The sequence below is a fragment of the Ochrobactrum sp. RH2CCR150 genome, assembly GCA_014138095.1.
GTDB lineage: Bacteria > Pseudomonadota > Alphaproteobacteria > Rhizobiales > Rhizobiaceae > Brucella > Brucella gambitense.
On the sequence record JACGXE010000006.1, the window covers coordinates 189,803 to 205,472 of the forward strand.

Genomic DNA, 15,670 nt, shown 5'->3' on the forward strand with positions numbered 1-15,670 from the left:
AAAACCGGCAGGCGGAAGGCGGCTTACTCGTCTTCCGCTCCGGAAAGATGGTTTCGCACCGACTTCTTCAGCGGATCGAGATCGGCCAGCAATATCTGGATGACGTCGTGATCGACGTCGGCCATCATTTCCCGCAACCAGCCTTCATGGGCGCTGGCCATCTGGCTGAAAACCGAAATGCCCTGATCCGTCAGGCGGGCAACCGTGACACGGCGATCAGCACCCGGCGTTTCGCGCTTGACCAGACCTTCGGTCTCCAGTCGCTCCACCAGCCCGGTCACATTGCCATTGGTCACCATCGTGCGGCGTGACAATTCCCCCAGCCGCAAACCCTCCGGCTCCCGATAGAGCTGCGCCAGCAAATCGAATTGCGGTAGCGTCGCACCGAATTCGTTGCGCAGACGCCGCCTGATTTCCTGCGAGATCAGCTTGGTCGTGGACAACATGCGCAGCCAGAGACGCAGTTCCGGCTTTTCGCTTTCATGATCCTCGCTGACTATGATCTCGAAATCCACCGACACGCCAATTTCCTTTGTTCAACCGCACGCTGGTCAGGCTCAGGAATCGAGCCATACCGTGCTTTAAGATTCGCGTTTGCCGGAAAATATTTCAAGCCTTAAATAATTGATCGGACAGCCGATGTGAGGACGGTGAAACGCCCTTCATCCGCACGAAATGCAGCCCGAGCGGCATTTTATTTCTAAATGCATATATTTTTCACTGCAAACGCGATTTTTGCATTCAAGAAAATGTCCGACGAAGCAAGATTTCAAGCTCGATAAGCCTGTATGGAAAGTCGCTCCGGGCCGCTTAATTACTTGCAAAGTCATATGATATTGCATAGCTTTCCTCTCAAGGCTCACAGAAGCCATTACACAAATCCGCAGCTCCACCCACACTGGGTTGAGAGCGGCAAAGACGAGGGAAACTATGAAAGAGACATCCGTTCTCACCGGTCTCGCATCCGCATTGGTGTCACAATCGATCAAGGTCGTGGATATTACCGCGCCGCTCGGACCCGACACGCCGGTGCTTTATCTTCCGCCGCAATTCGGCAAGAACACTCCGAATGTGAAGATCCACGAGATCAGCAAATATAATCAGGACGGTCCGTTCTGGGCATGGAACTGGATCGAACTGGGTGAACACACGGGAACCCATTTCGACGCGCCAAGCCATTGGGTCACGGGCAAGGATCATTCCAACAACACGACCGACACCATCCCGCCGCAGAATTTCGTTGCGCCGGTCAATGTGATCGACCGTTCTTCGGAAGCAGCCGCCAATCCGGATTATCTCCTCACGGTGGAAAGCATCCAGGAGTGGGAAGCCGAGCACGGCGAGATTGAAGCTGGCTCGTGGGTGATCCTGCGCACCGACTGGTACAAGCGCAATGGCTCGACCGAGACATTCCTGAATGCCGACGAGAATGGACCGCATTCGCCCGGACCGACGGCGGAAGCAATCCGCTATCTTCTGTCCAAGGGGATTATCGGTTGGGGTCAGGAAACCATTGGCACCGATGCCGGTTCGGCAGGCGGCATGACTCCGCCCTTCCCGGCGCATCATCTGCTGCATGAAGCCAATCGCTATGGCCTCGCAAGCCTCAGCAATCTCGACCAGCTTCCGGCAAAAGGCGCGATCCTGATCGCCGCACCATTGAAGTTCGTCGCTGGTACGGGCTCGCCTGTGCGCGCACTGGCGCTGGTTCAGGGCTAAAACATTTTCAAAGCGGTTCCTGTTTCATCGAAACAGGAACCGCTTTGAAACTTATGACTGCCGCTCGAGATAAGGCAGTTCACGCGGCCGGATCGTGCTGGCCAGCGTATTGATGCGCAGCATAGCGCGTTCATGCGAGATTTGCAGATGATGCACGAGCGCGCGCTGTGCCCCGGCCAGATTGTCGGCCTGAAGACATGTCACGATCTCAACATGCTCCGGCAGAAATGGTTCTGACGCGAAAAGTCCCGACGTCCACTGATACAGGAAATGGTGCGCGACGAGCAGGGTCTGCGGCAGACGCACCGCCTCCAGCAGGGAGGCGCTGTCGCAATGGCCAAGCAGCTCGACATGCAGTTCCTGTTCCAGCCGGTCCAGCGTTTCGCCCGCGACCAGCGGGGAGGCGACCGCTTCGTCCAGATTCCGACGAACCCGCTCCAGAAGTCCTTCGGGCAGACGCGGCAGCGCCTTTTCAAGCGCGAGCGGCTCAAGCACCCATCGCAATTCGAACAGGTCGTGGATGTGCTTGTCGGTCAGCGCCGGGGCTAGCCAGCGACCACGCGCATCCTTCTGGATAACGCCGCGCTGCTGCAACCGGGCCATGACGTCATGCGCGACCGTGCGGCTGACACCATAGTGCTTTGCCAAGGCCAGCTCGTTGACGCGCCAACCATCCAGTGATGTGCGGGCAAAAATCTCGCTTTCGATTTCAGTATAGATGAGCTGCCAGCTGGGCATGAACTGCATGCGGCTGTTCTTGCTCTGCCTGACAAGGTGGTCGTCGCTTGAACGCCCAGACCCGTTCGTCGCCGCGTCCTCAACGATCGCATAACCGCGCCCGTCCGCCTTGCGAATGAGGCCGCGCTGTTCCAGTTCCGCCAGCGCCTGCCGCGCCGGTGCCCGGCTGATGCCGAACAGTTCTGCGACCCAGCTTTCCGTCAGCCGCCTGTCCGTCGGGATAGCGCCATTGGCAATATCCGCCGCCAGACTGTCACGCGCGCGCTGATAAAGTTTGGGTGCGATGTTCCGCATGATGTCAATTTCCTCCCCTGAATGCGTCCGGCTTTTTGTTATTTTGTCCGGCTAGCCCCGCGATATCCCCCAGATACTCGCAGGCATGCTCCCACTTATGTCGGAGCGGATAAGCTCACATACAACCCATTGAGTCCAGTATGGTTTATGGATTGATTGTTCATCTCCGTGAACGATTGCAGGACCCTCCAAATGGCCCCGATCTTGCCAATCCTCCCCCTAGCGCTGCCCGCTAATATATCCCGGATTGCGCCTCCCCATAAATTCGTATAGTGCATGCACAATACATTATGGCTGGAGGAGTTTCATAGTGCAACAGGCAGTTGACCAGGCCACGTTCTCGCTCGTATCGCTAGAACGGTTCTGCCGTGAGGTTTTTTCCGCATGTGGAGCAGATGCCGCGACCGCCGATGCGGCAACGCGCGCCATGATGCACGGCACACGCTACGGCGTAGACAGCCACGGCGTTCGACTTCTCGCGCATTATGTGACGGCACTCGTTGGCGGTCGCGTCAACAAGACCCCCAATCTCAAGGCCGTGCGCAGCTTCGGTGCTATCGAAACGCTCGACGCTGACGATGCCCATGGCGCTCTGGCGGCCTATACCGCCATGGATCGTGCCATCGCCCTGTCCGATCAGTTCGGCATCGGCGCGGTCGCCATTCGCAACAGCTCGCATTTTGCCGCCGCCGGTGCCTATGCGCTGGAAGCAGCGCGGCAGGGCCGGATCGGTGTGGCGGTCTGCAATTCCGACAGTTTCGTACGCCTTCACGATGGCGCAATGCGGTTTCACGGCACTAATCCGATTTCGGTCGGCGTGCCGACCACCGACGAAAATCCATGGCTGCTCGATATGGCCACAAGCTCGATCCCCTATAACCGCGTCATGCTCTATCGCAGCCTCGGCGTCGAGCTGCCGCAGGGCGTTGCATCCGACCTCAACGGTGTGGACACGCGCGACGCAGAAGCGGTCGAAATGCTTGCGCCGCTGGGCGGCGAATTCGGCTTCAAGGGCGCAGCGCTTGCCGGTGTTGCGGAAATTCTCAGTGCCGTTCTGACCGGCATGAAGCTCAGCTTCGATATCGCCCCGATGGGCGGCCCGGATTTTGCGACGCCGCGCGGCATGGGCGCTTTCGTTCTGGCGATCAAGCCGGAAGCCTTTATCGAACGCGATGTCTTCGACGCCGGCATGACCCGTTATCTCGAAACGTTGCGCAACTCACCAGCGCGCGAAGGCTGCACCGTTATGGCTCCGGGCGACCGCGAATGGCGCGTTGCCGAAGAGCGCGAACAGACCGGTGTCACCATCGACCCGGTGACGTGGCAGTCATTCGGTGAAATGGCAGAAAAATACGGCGTGGCCCTGCCCGCCTGACCTTGCAGGTCACATACGCATAAACACCCCGTCAGAGCGGTTACAGCAATGCAGCCGCTCTGATTATCATTCGAACTACGAAGACATATCCCGGGAGGATATTGGGAATGAACACTTCAAACAAGGCGCCTTTCGGCGCCAGCCGCTTCCGGTATTTCATACTTTTCATGTGTTTTATCGGCATCGCGATCAACTATCTCGATCGCGCCAATATGAGCGTGGCGCTGCCCTTCATTGATTCCGAACTGGGCCTGAACCTGACGAACACGCAGAAGGGTCTCATCCTTGGCGCGTTTTTCTGGGCCTATGACGGCATGATGCTGTTTGCGGGCTGGATCACCGACAAGCTGGGTGCGCGCAAGAGCTTCTCGCTCGCCGCCATCTGGTGGTCGATATTCACCGCCGTCACCCCGCTCGCCAACAGCTTCTGGTCTTTCTTCACCGTCCGTTTCTTCCTCGGTGCTGGTGAAGCACCTGCCTATCCGGCAGCAACCAAGGCGGCTTCGCGCTGGTTCCCGAGAAGCGAACGCGCCTTCGCAACGGCTGTGATCGATTCCGGCTCGCGCGTCGGCACGGTTCTGGCGCTGCCAATCGTGACCTCGATCATCGCTTTCGCGACCTGGCACTACTCTTTCGTCATTCTGGGTGCTGTCGGCCTCGTCTGGGCATTCTTCTGGTACGTCACCTATCGCGATCCGTCGGAACATCCGCGCGCCAACGATCTGGAGCGTCAGTACATCATCCAGAACGGTGCTCGCACCGACGACAATGACAGCGAAGAAGCACAGAAGATCCGTTGGGCAGACCTGTTCCGCTACCGCACGGTCTGGGGCATGATGCTCGGCTTCTTCTGCCTGAACTTCGTCATCTACTTCTTCCTGACCTGGTTCCCAACCTATCTGAAGACCGCACGCGGCCTGAACCTCGCAGAACTCGGCCTTTATGGCATGCTGCCGGGCATCGCTGCTGTCGTCACCGCCTGGATCGCCGGCCTCCTGGCCGACCGCGCCATCCGCGGCGGCGCGAATGTTACCACCGTGCGTAAGATCGTCATGGTCGGCGGCATGCTGGGCGGCGCAGCTATCCTTCCGGCAGCGCTGGTTGAATCGCTCTATGCAGCTTTGTTCTTCCTGGCGATTTCCTATAGCAGCCTTGCCATCGCAGCGACCGCGATCTGGTCCCTGCCAGCCGACGTTGCACCAAGCTCGCGCCATGTGGCTTCGATTGGCGGCATCCAGAACTTCGCTTCGAACATTGCAGGCATCATCAGCCCGTTCCTGTTCGGCTTCCTGCTGGATCAGTTCAACGGCAGCTATACGCCGTCCTTCCTGATGGCCGCCATCATGGCTGTCGTCGGCGCATTCTCCTACGCGTTCATTGTTGGACGTGCAGAGCCTCTGCCGATCCTGCCTCCCCGCTCGTAAGATCATCCACGAGCGCTGACGAAAAAAGCCCCCATCCGGGTGATCCGGATGGGGGCTTTTCTTTTAGTCAAACGTTAGGAACGCAGCGCCGTTGCCGGACTCATACGCAATGTGAGCAGTGCTGGCACCAGAGACACAATGGCCGCGACAAGGATAAAGCCACCAGCGCCGTAAAGATCATCCATCGAAAACTCGACGGGCATTCTCACCGCCGTTGTCGCCGTCAACCATGCCGTGATGACATGGGCGGCTGCGTAGCCGATGGCGAGACCCAGCAGGATGCCAAGCACCAGCAGGAAGAACAACTCGCCCCAGACAATTGTCATCACCGCACTGACCGGCGCGCCAAAGGCCCGCAAAGCACCGATCTGTCGCTTACGCGCGCCAATATGCATGACGGCAACCAGCAGCAAAGCGAAAACGACGATCACCTGCGTGCCGACAGCGATACCGAGCAAAAGTTTGCGGGCATCGCCCAGCGTGGAATAGAGCCGTGTCAGCACTTCCGCTGGGAAAACCGACAATGTCGTTTCAGAGCGATATTCCTGTCGCAGCCGATAGGCATCAGCGATGGTTTTCGGCTTGACCAGAACAGCCGGAATTCCGGGACTACTAGCATCGAAATGCTCGTCAAGCGGCGCATCGACATCGATCCGAGCATTGTGATCGTGTGTATCGTTCGGCCCGATTACCGCAAGCGAGCCTTGCGTCTTCGGCGCTTCCTCATGGGCATCCGCATCATCGTGGTCATGACCCTTCATGCCATGCAATTGCCAGACCGCACGAATGGGCACAAGGATCGAGCGATCCCACGCTGTTCCCGTCGGGGCCATCTTGCCGCTGACATGATAGCTCAATTCCGTATGCGCATGACCGCCGGTTTCAACGGTGCCATGCATCGGATTGACCCGGCCGCCAATCGGGAGATCCACCGCTGATCCGATAACCGCCTCGCCCAACCGGGCAAAAACTTTGCCTTCCGCCAGTTCGGGCGACAAGGCCGCGATCAACTGGGTCGTTGTCCCAACGATGGGAAAGCCCATCGCGCTATCGCCAAAGCCAATGGGCGCGGCGAAGGCCACGCGCGGGTCGGCGGTGAGCTTGCCCAGCATCGCGCCCGACATCAACGGCAGAGGCGACGGCTGCAGAAACACGGAAGACAGCGTGAGTTGCGTATCGCTTCCGGCTGCACCCACCACAAGATCGAATTTCTCCGACGCACGCGCGGTGCCCAGACGCACCGCCCGCTCCTGCAATGTCACCACCGTGCTCAAGGCCACGGACAGCGCCAGCAGGATAATCACCGCGACGGCTCCACTCCAGAACCGGCGAAGATCGGCAAGAATGAAAGTGATCATGTCGCGCCGTGTCCCGTGGTGTCTTTCGTTATGCGTCCGCCTTCCAGAAAAATCTGCCGCCGCAGGCGCTTCATCAATTGCGGATCATGCGTGACGGCAATCAGCGTGGCTCCCTGCGCGCTAGCAAGCTGCACCAGAAGTTCGGCGATTTCCGCGCCGGTTTTCTGATCGAGGCTGGCGGTCGGCTCGTCGGCAATGATGACCCGTGGCGCAGGGAACAGCGCACGCGCAATGGCCACGCGCTGCATCTCTCCACGGGACAGCGTTTCGATATGCTGGTCGGGTCTCGCAATACCCACTGTTTCCAAAAGTTCGAGTGCCCGATCGCGCCGCACCGGCTTCACCACCCGGCTCAGTTTCGCGGGCAGCAGAACATTGGCAATGGCCGAAAGGCCCGGAAAGAGATGAAAGTCCTGCATCACCAGCCCGATATTACGGGCTCGAAACGCATCGCGCCGAAACGCCGACAGGCTGCTGAAGGCCTCGCCATTCCAGGAGACCTGTCCTGTTTTGACACCTTCAAGGCCGGTGATTGCATTGATCAGCGTGCTTTTTCCAGACCCCGACGCACCGGCGACAGCCAGATGTTCGCCCTGCGGCAGATGAAATGTCTCAATGGCGAGTGCAGGCTCTGGAAGGCCAGGAAAGCGAACTTCCAGCGCAGAAATGTCCAGCGACAGGCCGGACCTGTGTTCAGTCAGCATGTCAGGCCGTTGTGAATGAAGCATCGCGCATGCGTAGCTGGCTAACAAATCCAGTTTCAGGATCGGTCCACGAACCATATTCAAGTGTGCCGCGCGTGAGGATTGGCGCGTTGAACTGCACGAAAGTCTGCTTCGCGGCGAGATAAACCACAACAATATTATCCGGCCAGTCGGAATCCGACGAGCAGAACGGGCAGATCGACATTGGTATTTCGGTCAGCACGAAGAAATTGGCTTCCGCCTTCAAGGGCGGCGCCATGAAACCGCTGATGGCAACTTGCTTGCCAGCCGACTGCTTGACCTGATCGGAAAACTCAAGGCCCAGCACGCCGAAGCTTTTATAGAGATTGTTGAAGCCGAGTTGCTCGGCAGCCTGCGCTTGTGGGATACCTGTCGCCAGCGGCAGGGCCAGTGCGCCAAGCATCACCTGTCGGCGGCTAAGATCGTTCCGGTTAGACATCGGACGCTCCATCAATTGCGGGCAAGCGGCGCAAGCCGCCTGCCCTGTTTCAGGATAGACCTTGATTACTCGGACTTCGGCTTACCGAGAGCAAAGGCATCGGCAAGGGCGCGATACACGTCGCTCTGTTCCATATAGCCGCGCAGCCCTTCCGAACCCGGACCGGTTGCCTGAAGCACGATATCGTCTACCGCGTGAACGCCGGTATCCTCGTCCTTCGGGATGTTGCCCTGCACGAATACCGCGCCCGGCACATCCTTATAAGCTTCATTGGCAACATACTCGCCCTTTTCGTTCTTGATAGCCGGAACGAACGGATCATCCAGCTTCGGGCGGAAGGTTTCATAATGATCCGGGCCGTTATTGGCAGCCATGAACAGGCGGCGCGAAACGTCCACGCGATCCGGATAGCCGTCGCCGTCCTTGTCTTCGTAGTTCGGGAAGCCAGCCGCATCGTAAGTGCCAACCTTGGCGCGCATTTCATCGCCCGGCTTCTCGTCATCGACCGTGCCGATAATCGCCACGCCATGGGTGTGGTCACCGGTCACAACGATCAGGGTATCTGGATTGTTCTTGGCGAATTCCTGCGCAACGCCGATGGCCTTGTCGAACTCGATCGTGTCGACCAGCGCGCGTTCCCAGTCGAGCGGGTGGCTCATCTTGTCGATCGACGCGCCTTCCACCATCAGGAAGAAGCCTTCCGGGTTCTTGGACAGCTTGTCGAGCGCGGCCTTGGTCATGTCGACCAGACCGGGCTGGTTCGGGAACTTGTCGACAGTGCCCTTCTTCAGAAACTCGCGATCCAGCGTCACATCCATATTGCCGGTGTGGAACAGGCCGAGCAGGTTCTGCTGATTGGACTGACCGGAAGCGGCCAGTTCATTCTTATCGGTGACGATGGCATAACCCGCATCACGGAACAGCTGGATATAATCCTTGTCGTCCTTGCGCTTGGAGCCCGGAATATCCTTGCTCAGGAAATAGGCCGAGCCACCGCCCAGAAGCACATCAGGCTTAACCTCGTAGAACATGCCGACAATGTCCGCCTTGTCGGAACGCTTGCGCGTGTGTGAAACCAGCGCGGCAGGCGTTGCGTCTTCCACTTCCGCCGTGGAAACGATGCCTATAGACTTCTTCGTCTGGCGACGCAGCGCTTCGGCAATGGTTTCGACCTTCGGGTCGTCCTGGCTCGCAGGGGTGCGGTCTGCATAAACGCCAAGCGCATTCACGCGCGCTTTATGGCCCGTCATGTAGGCCGACATGGTGTTGGCGCTGTCGGTCGCGATGGAATGGGTCGACGACGTGCCGATAAAGGCAACCGGCGGTACATCATCCATATTGAGGCGACCATTGGCCTTGCCCCCCGTCATGCCCTTGGACATGATGCGTGCACCGGTGCGGTGCGCGACCGAAAGGCCATCAGCCACGAGGAAAATGATATTCTTGGCTTTCGCTTCGGTTGCAGTCGGATAGACATCCCAGGTGACGGTCTTCGTCTCATCGCCTGCCGAAACTTCGACTTTGTAAGCGCCCGGCTCTGCGAGCTTCAGATCGCGCAGGATGAGGGCTGAGCCCAGAACCTTGTCCTCGCTCCCCTTCTCTTCCGCGACGAACTCGGCTTTGGAGCCAAACAAGGCTTCATAGTCCTGGCCGTTCACGGTCACCTTGACCTCTTCCGGCTTCACGACCTTGTCGAGTTCCACTTTGAAATCGAAAGGCGAGCCGACGAGAATAGTCGCCCGGTCGAGCGGATAAATGTCGGCAGCATGGGCAGCGCCGCTCAGAAATGTTGCGGATGCCAGAGTGAGCAAGAGCTTATGCATGGTAGAAACCCCTTCCTAAGAGTATCAGGCCTCCATAAGCAAGCTAGATGACGTGCATATAACGGTTTTGCATTTGTTGATCGCTGCGACCACTTCAGGACCGTTTTGCCCGCTCTCGGCAGTGACGTCGTGTCGATAGTTTATACGCAAGAAGGGCAGATTCGCCTTCAGGCAAAGAGCTGAATCTGAAAGACACGAAGGCATTTCGCAGAACGTCAAACTGAATGAAAAGCGGGTCGTTTCGACTACGGAATGGAAAAATTCAACATCATGAGATCAAACGGTATTTTCGCGCAAACGAAAGCTAAGTCGACGTTAGGTTTCCCTAGCGCGACTGGTCGAAAACGAACATTTTAGAGAAGATTTTACCGTTGAGACGAGGCCAAAGCTCTAAAAAGGAATCTCTGTAACGATAGATTGGATGGTAACGTGAAGAAGTTAAAAAATCTACAGCATCGACCCATAAAAGCACAAAAAACATCGTTCCTTGCCAATCCCTACACGAACCCAATCTAAGGACCAGATCGTGCTCAGCAAGAGTTGAGCAGGTTTTCCGACATAGATCCAGCTCCCTCTATACGAAGCAATTAGCCCTGGGGAACACCGCCTGGTTGACGCTGGTCAATTCACGTCTGCACCAGTGCACTGCACCTGACCGCCTGACATCAGCACGACCCGGTCAAGCCGTTATCATCCGCGCCACAACCAACACCGGAAGCTTCATCGGCTTGAATAGGCATCTTTCGTTCAACCCGGTAATCAGAAGCATGATGGACGATTCGGGCGGCCCATCCATCGACTAAAAGCGTGGACGATGACAATAAATGACTCCACCTGCAGTCGTCAGCATGCCGCATGCGATGGTAGACTGCGGTCTAATTTCGATAAAAGCTTTTAAAAACAATTCGATAAAAGAATTCGATTCGGAAAGATAAAATTCTTTGTAATTTTTAATTGCCTGCTAACCCTTTGTTAATCCGGGCAGCACTTGCGATACAAGAAGAATCGGACATAATGACGGTATTTAGGCGGTATTAGTTCCGATGCCGTCACTAGGGATCCCAAGTCAATGAATATCGCAAATTCAACAGCAGGCTTGTCGTTTGACGACATGATATTGACGCAAGGGAGAGAAATCTCTCGCAAGCTCAATCTGCTGCGCCATGAAAACTTCCCTCCGGATGCGCGGAAAAATCTGCGCCAGTTTTCCATGGCTGAAGCTGCATATTTCCTTGGCGTCTCCCCCAGCAATCTGAAGAAGCTACATCTCGAAGGCAAAGGCGTCGAGCCGACCATTCTGACAGGTGGACGCCGCGCTTATAGCGTGGACCAGCTGCATGAACTGCGTTTGTGGCTCGACCAGAACGGCCGTGCCGAAGTGAAGCGCTATGTTCCGCATCGCCGTGTCCATGAAAAGCTTCAGGTTATCGGCGTTGTGAATTTCAAGGGCGGCTCGGGCAAGACCACGACAGCCGCGCATCTTGCGCAGCATCTCGCCTTGACCGGTCATCGCGTGCTTGCCATCGACCTTGATCCGCAGGCTTCCTTGTCTGCTCTGCATGGTATTCAGCCTGAGCTGGATGAATTTCCATCGCTCTACGAAGCTATTCGTTACGATTCCGAAAAGAAGCCCATCCGCGACGTCATTCGCCGGACAAACTTCCCCGGCCTCGACATTATTCCGGCCATGCTGGAGCTTCAGGAGTACGAATACGATACGCCTTTGGCCATGCAGAATGGCGGCGAGGGCAAGATGTTCTGGAATCGCATCGCGTCGGTCCTGGCCGACGTTGATGATTCCTACGATGTCGTCGTCATCGACTGCCCTCCCCAGCTTGGCTATCTGACGCTGACGGCGCTGTCCGCAGCCACGTCCGTGCTGATCACTGTGCATCCTCAGATGCTCGATCTCATGTCGATGTCGCAGTTTCTACTGATGCTGGGCGACATTCTGAAAACCGTTCGTCAGGCTGGCGGCGCGGTACAGCTCGACTGGTTCCGCTATCTGATTACCCGTTATGAGCCGACCGACGTGCCACAGGCACAGATGGTAGGCTTCATGCAGAGCATGCTGGCGTCGCATATGCTCAAGCATCAGATGCTGAAATCGACCGCCATTTCGGATGCTGGTCTGACCAAACAAACACTTTATGAAGTCGAACGTTCATCCATGAATCGCGGCACCTATGATCGCGCGATGGAAGCCATGGAAGCGGTCAATTCAGAGATACGCGGCCTTATCCACGAAGCATGGGGACGTTAGACCGCCGTCTAAAGCGGTAAATACGCAATAAAATCAGGTCTATGACCGGTTTAAGGAATAGAGAATGGCACGGAAGAACATTTTTGACAGCGTGATGCGGAACGAATCGGCGGCGGAACAGCCTTCCCAGCCGGTCGATGCCACGTCGCGCCGGTTCGGCGCTGCCAAGTCGCTTTCCGCTTCGATTGACGAACTCGCCAAGCAGGCTTCGCAAAGGCTGGATGGCGAAACTGTCGTTGAGCTTGATCCAAACAGTCTCGATGCGTCTTTCGTGGCCGACCGTCTGCCGGAAGCCGACGACCTGGAATATCAGGAGCTTCTCGAAGCGATCCGTGATCGCGGGCAGGACAGCCCTATCCTCGTGCGTCCGCATCCTGAGACCAGCGGTCGCTATATGATCGTCTTTGGCCATCGGCGCGCACGCGTTGCCCGTGAACTGGGGCACAAGGTCAAAGCCGTTATCAAGCCGCTTGCCGACCTTGAGCATATTCTGAGCCAGGGTCAGGAAAACTCTGCGCGCGCCAATCTCAGCTTCATTGAGCGCGTTCTGTTCGCAGCACGTCTGGAAGCGCTTGGTTTCGAGCGTGAAGCCATTCAGGCGGCTCTGACCATCGATTATCAGACCCTGTCGAAGATGCTGACCATTCCCAAGGCTATACCGGAAACCATTCTTCTGGCCATCGGTCCAGCCAAGGGAATCGGACGTGATCGCTGGCTTGAATTGCGCAAGCTTATCGAGATTCCGGGCAAGCAAGACGCTGCGGAAGAACTGATGGCGACAGACGCGTTCAATGCAGCTGCGTCGGCTGAGCGCTTTGAACAGCTTTATGGTTATCTGAAAGGCGCTCGTCAGAAGAAGTCTGTCACCAAGGCGGCTCTTCGCCCGGGTTCGACCTGGACAGCTTCGGACAAGTCCGTCAGTGCCACGATCAAGCAGAACGGCAAATCGGCAACGCTGGCTCTCGGTGCAGCCAATGGGCCTCGTTTTGCCGAATGGCTCTCTCGCAATCTGGATACGCTTTATGCGTCATTCCAGAGCGACGAGAAGTAACAAGCATTCGGATTGGAAAGCGGTTTCCGCGGCCTGGTCCAGTATCTGAGTACGATTATCTGCGTATCTGTATCGCGTGATTAAAAGCTATTTCAGCAGAAGTCTGAAACGGCTTGGCGTTGGAAAATATGTGACACAAAGAGATGACCAGTTTTAACGATCCCGTTGATCGTGGTTCGCTCTAGGGAAAAGGAACGAGATAGCAAAAGAAAAAGGCCCCCAAACGTCGCCGCGTGGAAGCCCTTCTCATTGGTTTAGCAGCTAGAGAATCGCAAATCCACGAATCACTGTCAAGTGTAATTAGCGTCATTTCGGCGGGTGGATTTCTTTTGCCTTGTGGAAGGTGAAAGAAAATGGAGATGCATTTGGCTTCGACGCCGTTTGGCAGTCGACCGATGACGGCTGCCTTGTTGGCGGCGCAACGCAATGCCCGGCAAATGCCACAAGACCTGACGGTCGATAAGTGGCAGCTGCACCGCTGGCTGTGTGAAGCAAAGACAATCTATGGTCTGAATGATCGCTCGCTGGCAGTCCTGTCAGCATTGCTGTCCTTTCATCCGGACAATCAGCTCAAGGCCAATGAAGGCCTGATCGTCTTCCCGTCCAATAAGCAGTTGGCGCTGCGTGCCCACGGCATGGCGGACGCGACCTTGCGTCGTCATCTTGGCACGCTGGTCGATGCCGGTTTCATCACCCGTCAGGACAGTCCAAACGGCAAGCGTTATGCCCGTCGGGCCAAAGGCGGCGAGTTGCAGATCGCATTTGGCTTTTCGCTTGCTCCCTTGCTGTTGCGCGCAGATGAACTTGAAGCATCTGCCGAACAGGTGAGGGCGGAAAAGACTGCATTGCGCGAGCAACGTGAACGCTTGACCTTGCTGCGTCGTGATATCGCCAAGCTGATTGAATTTGCCACGGTCGAGAAACTGTCCGGTGATTGGTCAGCAATCAACCAGCGCTTTCGGGCCATTGTCGATACGATTCCACGCCGTGCGGAACGCGATGAACTCGCTCTGTTGGTTACCGCAATGGAAGAGCTTTCGGCGGAAATCGATAAGCTGTTGAATATAAATCAGAATACAGAAATTTTGAGCGGCAATGAGTCTCAAAATGAGCGGCAGCAAATTGAATCGAATCCAGATTCCTATTTTGAAAAGGACAGCGTTTCGCAAATCGACCAGTGCCAGATGATTATCGACAAGACACAGGCAGAACCGACTGTATCGCTCGATATGGTTCTACGAGCTTGCCCTGAGATTGAAGCCTATTCGCCGAGCCCTATTCGGCAATGGCATGGATTGGTAGATGCAGCCGAGACCGTTCGCAGTTTCGTCGGGATTGATGCCAAGCTCTATGATTTGGCCAAAAAGACGCTAGGAAATTATAATACGGCTATCGCAATTGCCTATATTCTCCAGCGTTACGATCACATTCGATCCGCAGGCGGTTATCTGCGCATATTGACGGAGAAGGCTGCAGAAAGTGGTTTCTCGATCAAACCAATGATGATGGCCGCGCTGAATGCCCAGCGCCGCGCCAACTAAATCAGATGTTTGAACTGACTTTCGAGCATACAATAAATCGGTTCTGGTGAAATTCATGGTTAATGAAATGTAAGGATCAGTAAATCAATGAACGCTAATTGATTGCTGGCGAAACCAAAGAAAGATATCTGGCCGTGTATTTACAGCGAAGCGTGTTGTATATATGCAGCCAGCCCGTTGAGAGGAATAAGTTCACTTCAATCTTAAGGCTGGAGCACCAAGGCTGTGAGTCTGGTTATCGATTTCATCAAGTATGTTTCTATCGTCTTCATCGGCCTGCTGCCGATCATGAACCCGCTCACCACCATTCCGCTCTACATGGCTTTGACCAAGCGGATGAGCAAGGAGAACAAGCAAAAGCAAGCCATAAAGGCCTGTATCTACGCATTCTCCATTCTGACCGCTTTTCTGCTGCTGGGACAGGGGATCATCGCGCTGTTTAATATCTCGCTTCCCGGCATCCGGGTGGCCGGCGGTATCATCATCATGATCCTGGCGCTGCGAATGATCTTTTCCGGCGAGGACACGTCTTCGGAGGTCAATGTCGAGCCTTCCGAGATCAAGAAGGCCGAGATTGATTATTCCTTCTCGCCGCTCGCCATGCCCAGCCTTGCAGGCCCGGGATCGATCGCCGTGGTGATGAGTTTTGGTTCGCAAATCCCTGCCGAACACACGATCATCGGCCACATCATCGTGATCGTAGCCATTCTGTTGACGGTCAGCATTGCTTATGCGGCGCTATCGTCGGCGACTTTCATAGAGAAGATGCTTGGCGAACACGGCATGCAGGCGATTACCAAGATCATGGGCTTTCTCCTGACCTGCATTGCCGTGCAGTTTCTGGCCTCCGGCGTTCACGATTTCTATATTGAGTTCGCCAAGCTGTAAGCTTTGCTTTTCTTTACGCATTATCCAACGCA

Annotated in this window: 13 protein-coding genes; 7 read left to right on the forward strand and 6 right to left on the reverse strand. The window is 56.2% G+C overall.

The window, feature by feature from the left end:
- Positions 1–23: 23 nt before the first annotated feature.
- Positions 24–515 (reverse strand): MarR family winged helix-turn-helix transcriptional regulator, encoded by a 492-nt coding sequence (locus tag FHW03_RS14910; RefSeq protein WP_280993573.1) that lies wholly within the window; start codon positions 513–515, stop codon positions 24–26.
- A gap of 415 nt (positions 516–930) precedes the next feature.
- On the opposite strand from FHW03_RS14910, the gene FHW03_RS14915 reads away from it, so the two are divergent.
- Entirely contained in the window at positions 931–1,719 is a 789-nt protein-coding gene (locus FHW03_RS14915) for a cyclase family protein (RefSeq protein WP_182521333.1), read from the forward strand.
- Between the two features lie 51 nt (positions 1,720–1,770).
- Here the strand turns inward: FHW03_RS14915 and FHW03_RS14920 are convergent, their stop codons facing one another.
- Positions 1,771–2,751 (reverse strand): GntR family transcriptional regulator, encoded by a 981-nt coding sequence (locus FHW03_RS14920; RefSeq protein WP_182521334.1) that lies wholly within the window; start codon positions 2,749–2,751, stop codon positions 1,771–1,773.
- Positions 2,752–3,061: 310 nt separating this feature from the next.
- Here FHW03_RS14920 and FHW03_RS14925 point away from each other — a divergent pair, with 310 nt between their 5' ends.
- Together FHW03_RS14925 and FHW03_RS14930 are read left to right on the forward strand one after the other, a co-directional pair.
- Entirely contained in the window at positions 3,062–4,126 is a 1,065-nt protein-coding gene (locus FHW03_RS14925; RefSeq protein WP_182521335.1) for an Ldh family oxidoreductase, read from the forward strand.
- Between the two features lie 107 nt (positions 4,127–4,233).
- Complete coding sequence (locus tag FHW03_RS14930; protein ID WP_078338185.1) at positions 4,234–5,550, forward strand: MFS transporter; 1,317 nt, start codon at positions 4,234–4,236, stop codon at positions 5,548–5,550.
- A gap of 74 nt (positions 5,551–5,624) precedes the next feature.
- Here FHW03_RS14930 and FHW03_RS14935 read toward each other — a convergent pair whose 3' ends face one another.
- From FHW03_RS14935 to FHW03_RS14950, 4 genes are all read right to left on the reverse strand, one after another.
- Positions 5,625–6,908, reverse strand: coding sequence for an ABC transporter permease (locus FHW03_RS14935; protein ID WP_182521336.1), 1,284 nt, complete (start codon positions 6,906–6,908; stop codon positions 5,625–5,627).
- The gene (locus tag FHW03_RS14940) at positions 6,905–7,612 is read right to left on the reverse strand and encodes an ATP-binding cassette domain-containing protein (RefSeq protein ID WP_182521337.1); all 708 of its coding nucleotides are present in this window, start codon (positions 7,610–7,612) and stop codon (positions 6,905–6,907) included. Before FHW03_RS14940 ends, FHW03_RS14935 begins: the two co-directional genes overlap by 4 nt.
- A gap of 1 nt (position 7,613) precedes the next feature.
- Positions 7,614–8,072, reverse strand: coding sequence for a hypothetical protein (locus FHW03_RS14945; protein ID WP_182521338.1), 459 nt, complete (start codon positions 8,070–8,072; stop codon positions 7,614–7,616).
- A gap of 65 nt (positions 8,073–8,137) precedes the next feature.
- Positions 8,138–9,895 (reverse strand): alkaline phosphatase, encoded by a 1,758-nt coding sequence (locus FHW03_RS14950; protein ID WP_182521339.1) that lies wholly within the window; start codon positions 9,893–9,895, stop codon positions 8,138–8,140.
- Between the two features lie 1,069 nt (positions 9,896–10,964).
- Here FHW03_RS14950 and repA point away from each other — a divergent pair.
- The 4 genes from repA (at position 10,965) to FHW03_RS14970 (ending at position 15,638) form a co-directional block, all read left to right on the forward strand.
- The gene (gene repA, locus FHW03_RS14955) at positions 10,965–12,158 is read left to right on the forward strand and encodes a plasmid partitioning protein RepA (protein WP_182521340.1); all 1,194 of its coding nucleotides are present in this window, start codon (positions 10,965–10,967) and stop codon (positions 12,156–12,158) included.
- A gap of 64 nt (positions 12,159–12,222) precedes the next feature.
- Complete coding sequence (gene repB, locus FHW03_RS14960) at positions 12,223–13,209, forward strand: plasmid partitioning protein RepB (RefSeq protein ID WP_377514903.1); 987 nt, start codon at positions 12,223–12,225, stop codon at positions 13,207–13,209.
- A gap of 353 nt (positions 13,210–13,562) precedes the next feature.
- Complete coding sequence (gene repC / locus FHW03_RS14965) at positions 13,563–14,750, forward strand: plasmid replication protein RepC (RefSeq protein ID WP_182521341.1); 1,188 nt, start codon at positions 13,563–13,565, stop codon at positions 14,748–14,750.
- Positions 14,751–14,975: 225 nt separating this feature from the next.
- A complete protein-coding gene (locus FHW03_RS14970; protein ID WP_182521342.1) occupies positions 14,976–15,638 on the forward strand; it encodes a MarC family NAAT transporter in 663 nt (220 codons plus the stop codon).
- The last annotated feature ends 32 nt before the right edge of the window (positions 15,639–15,670 follow it).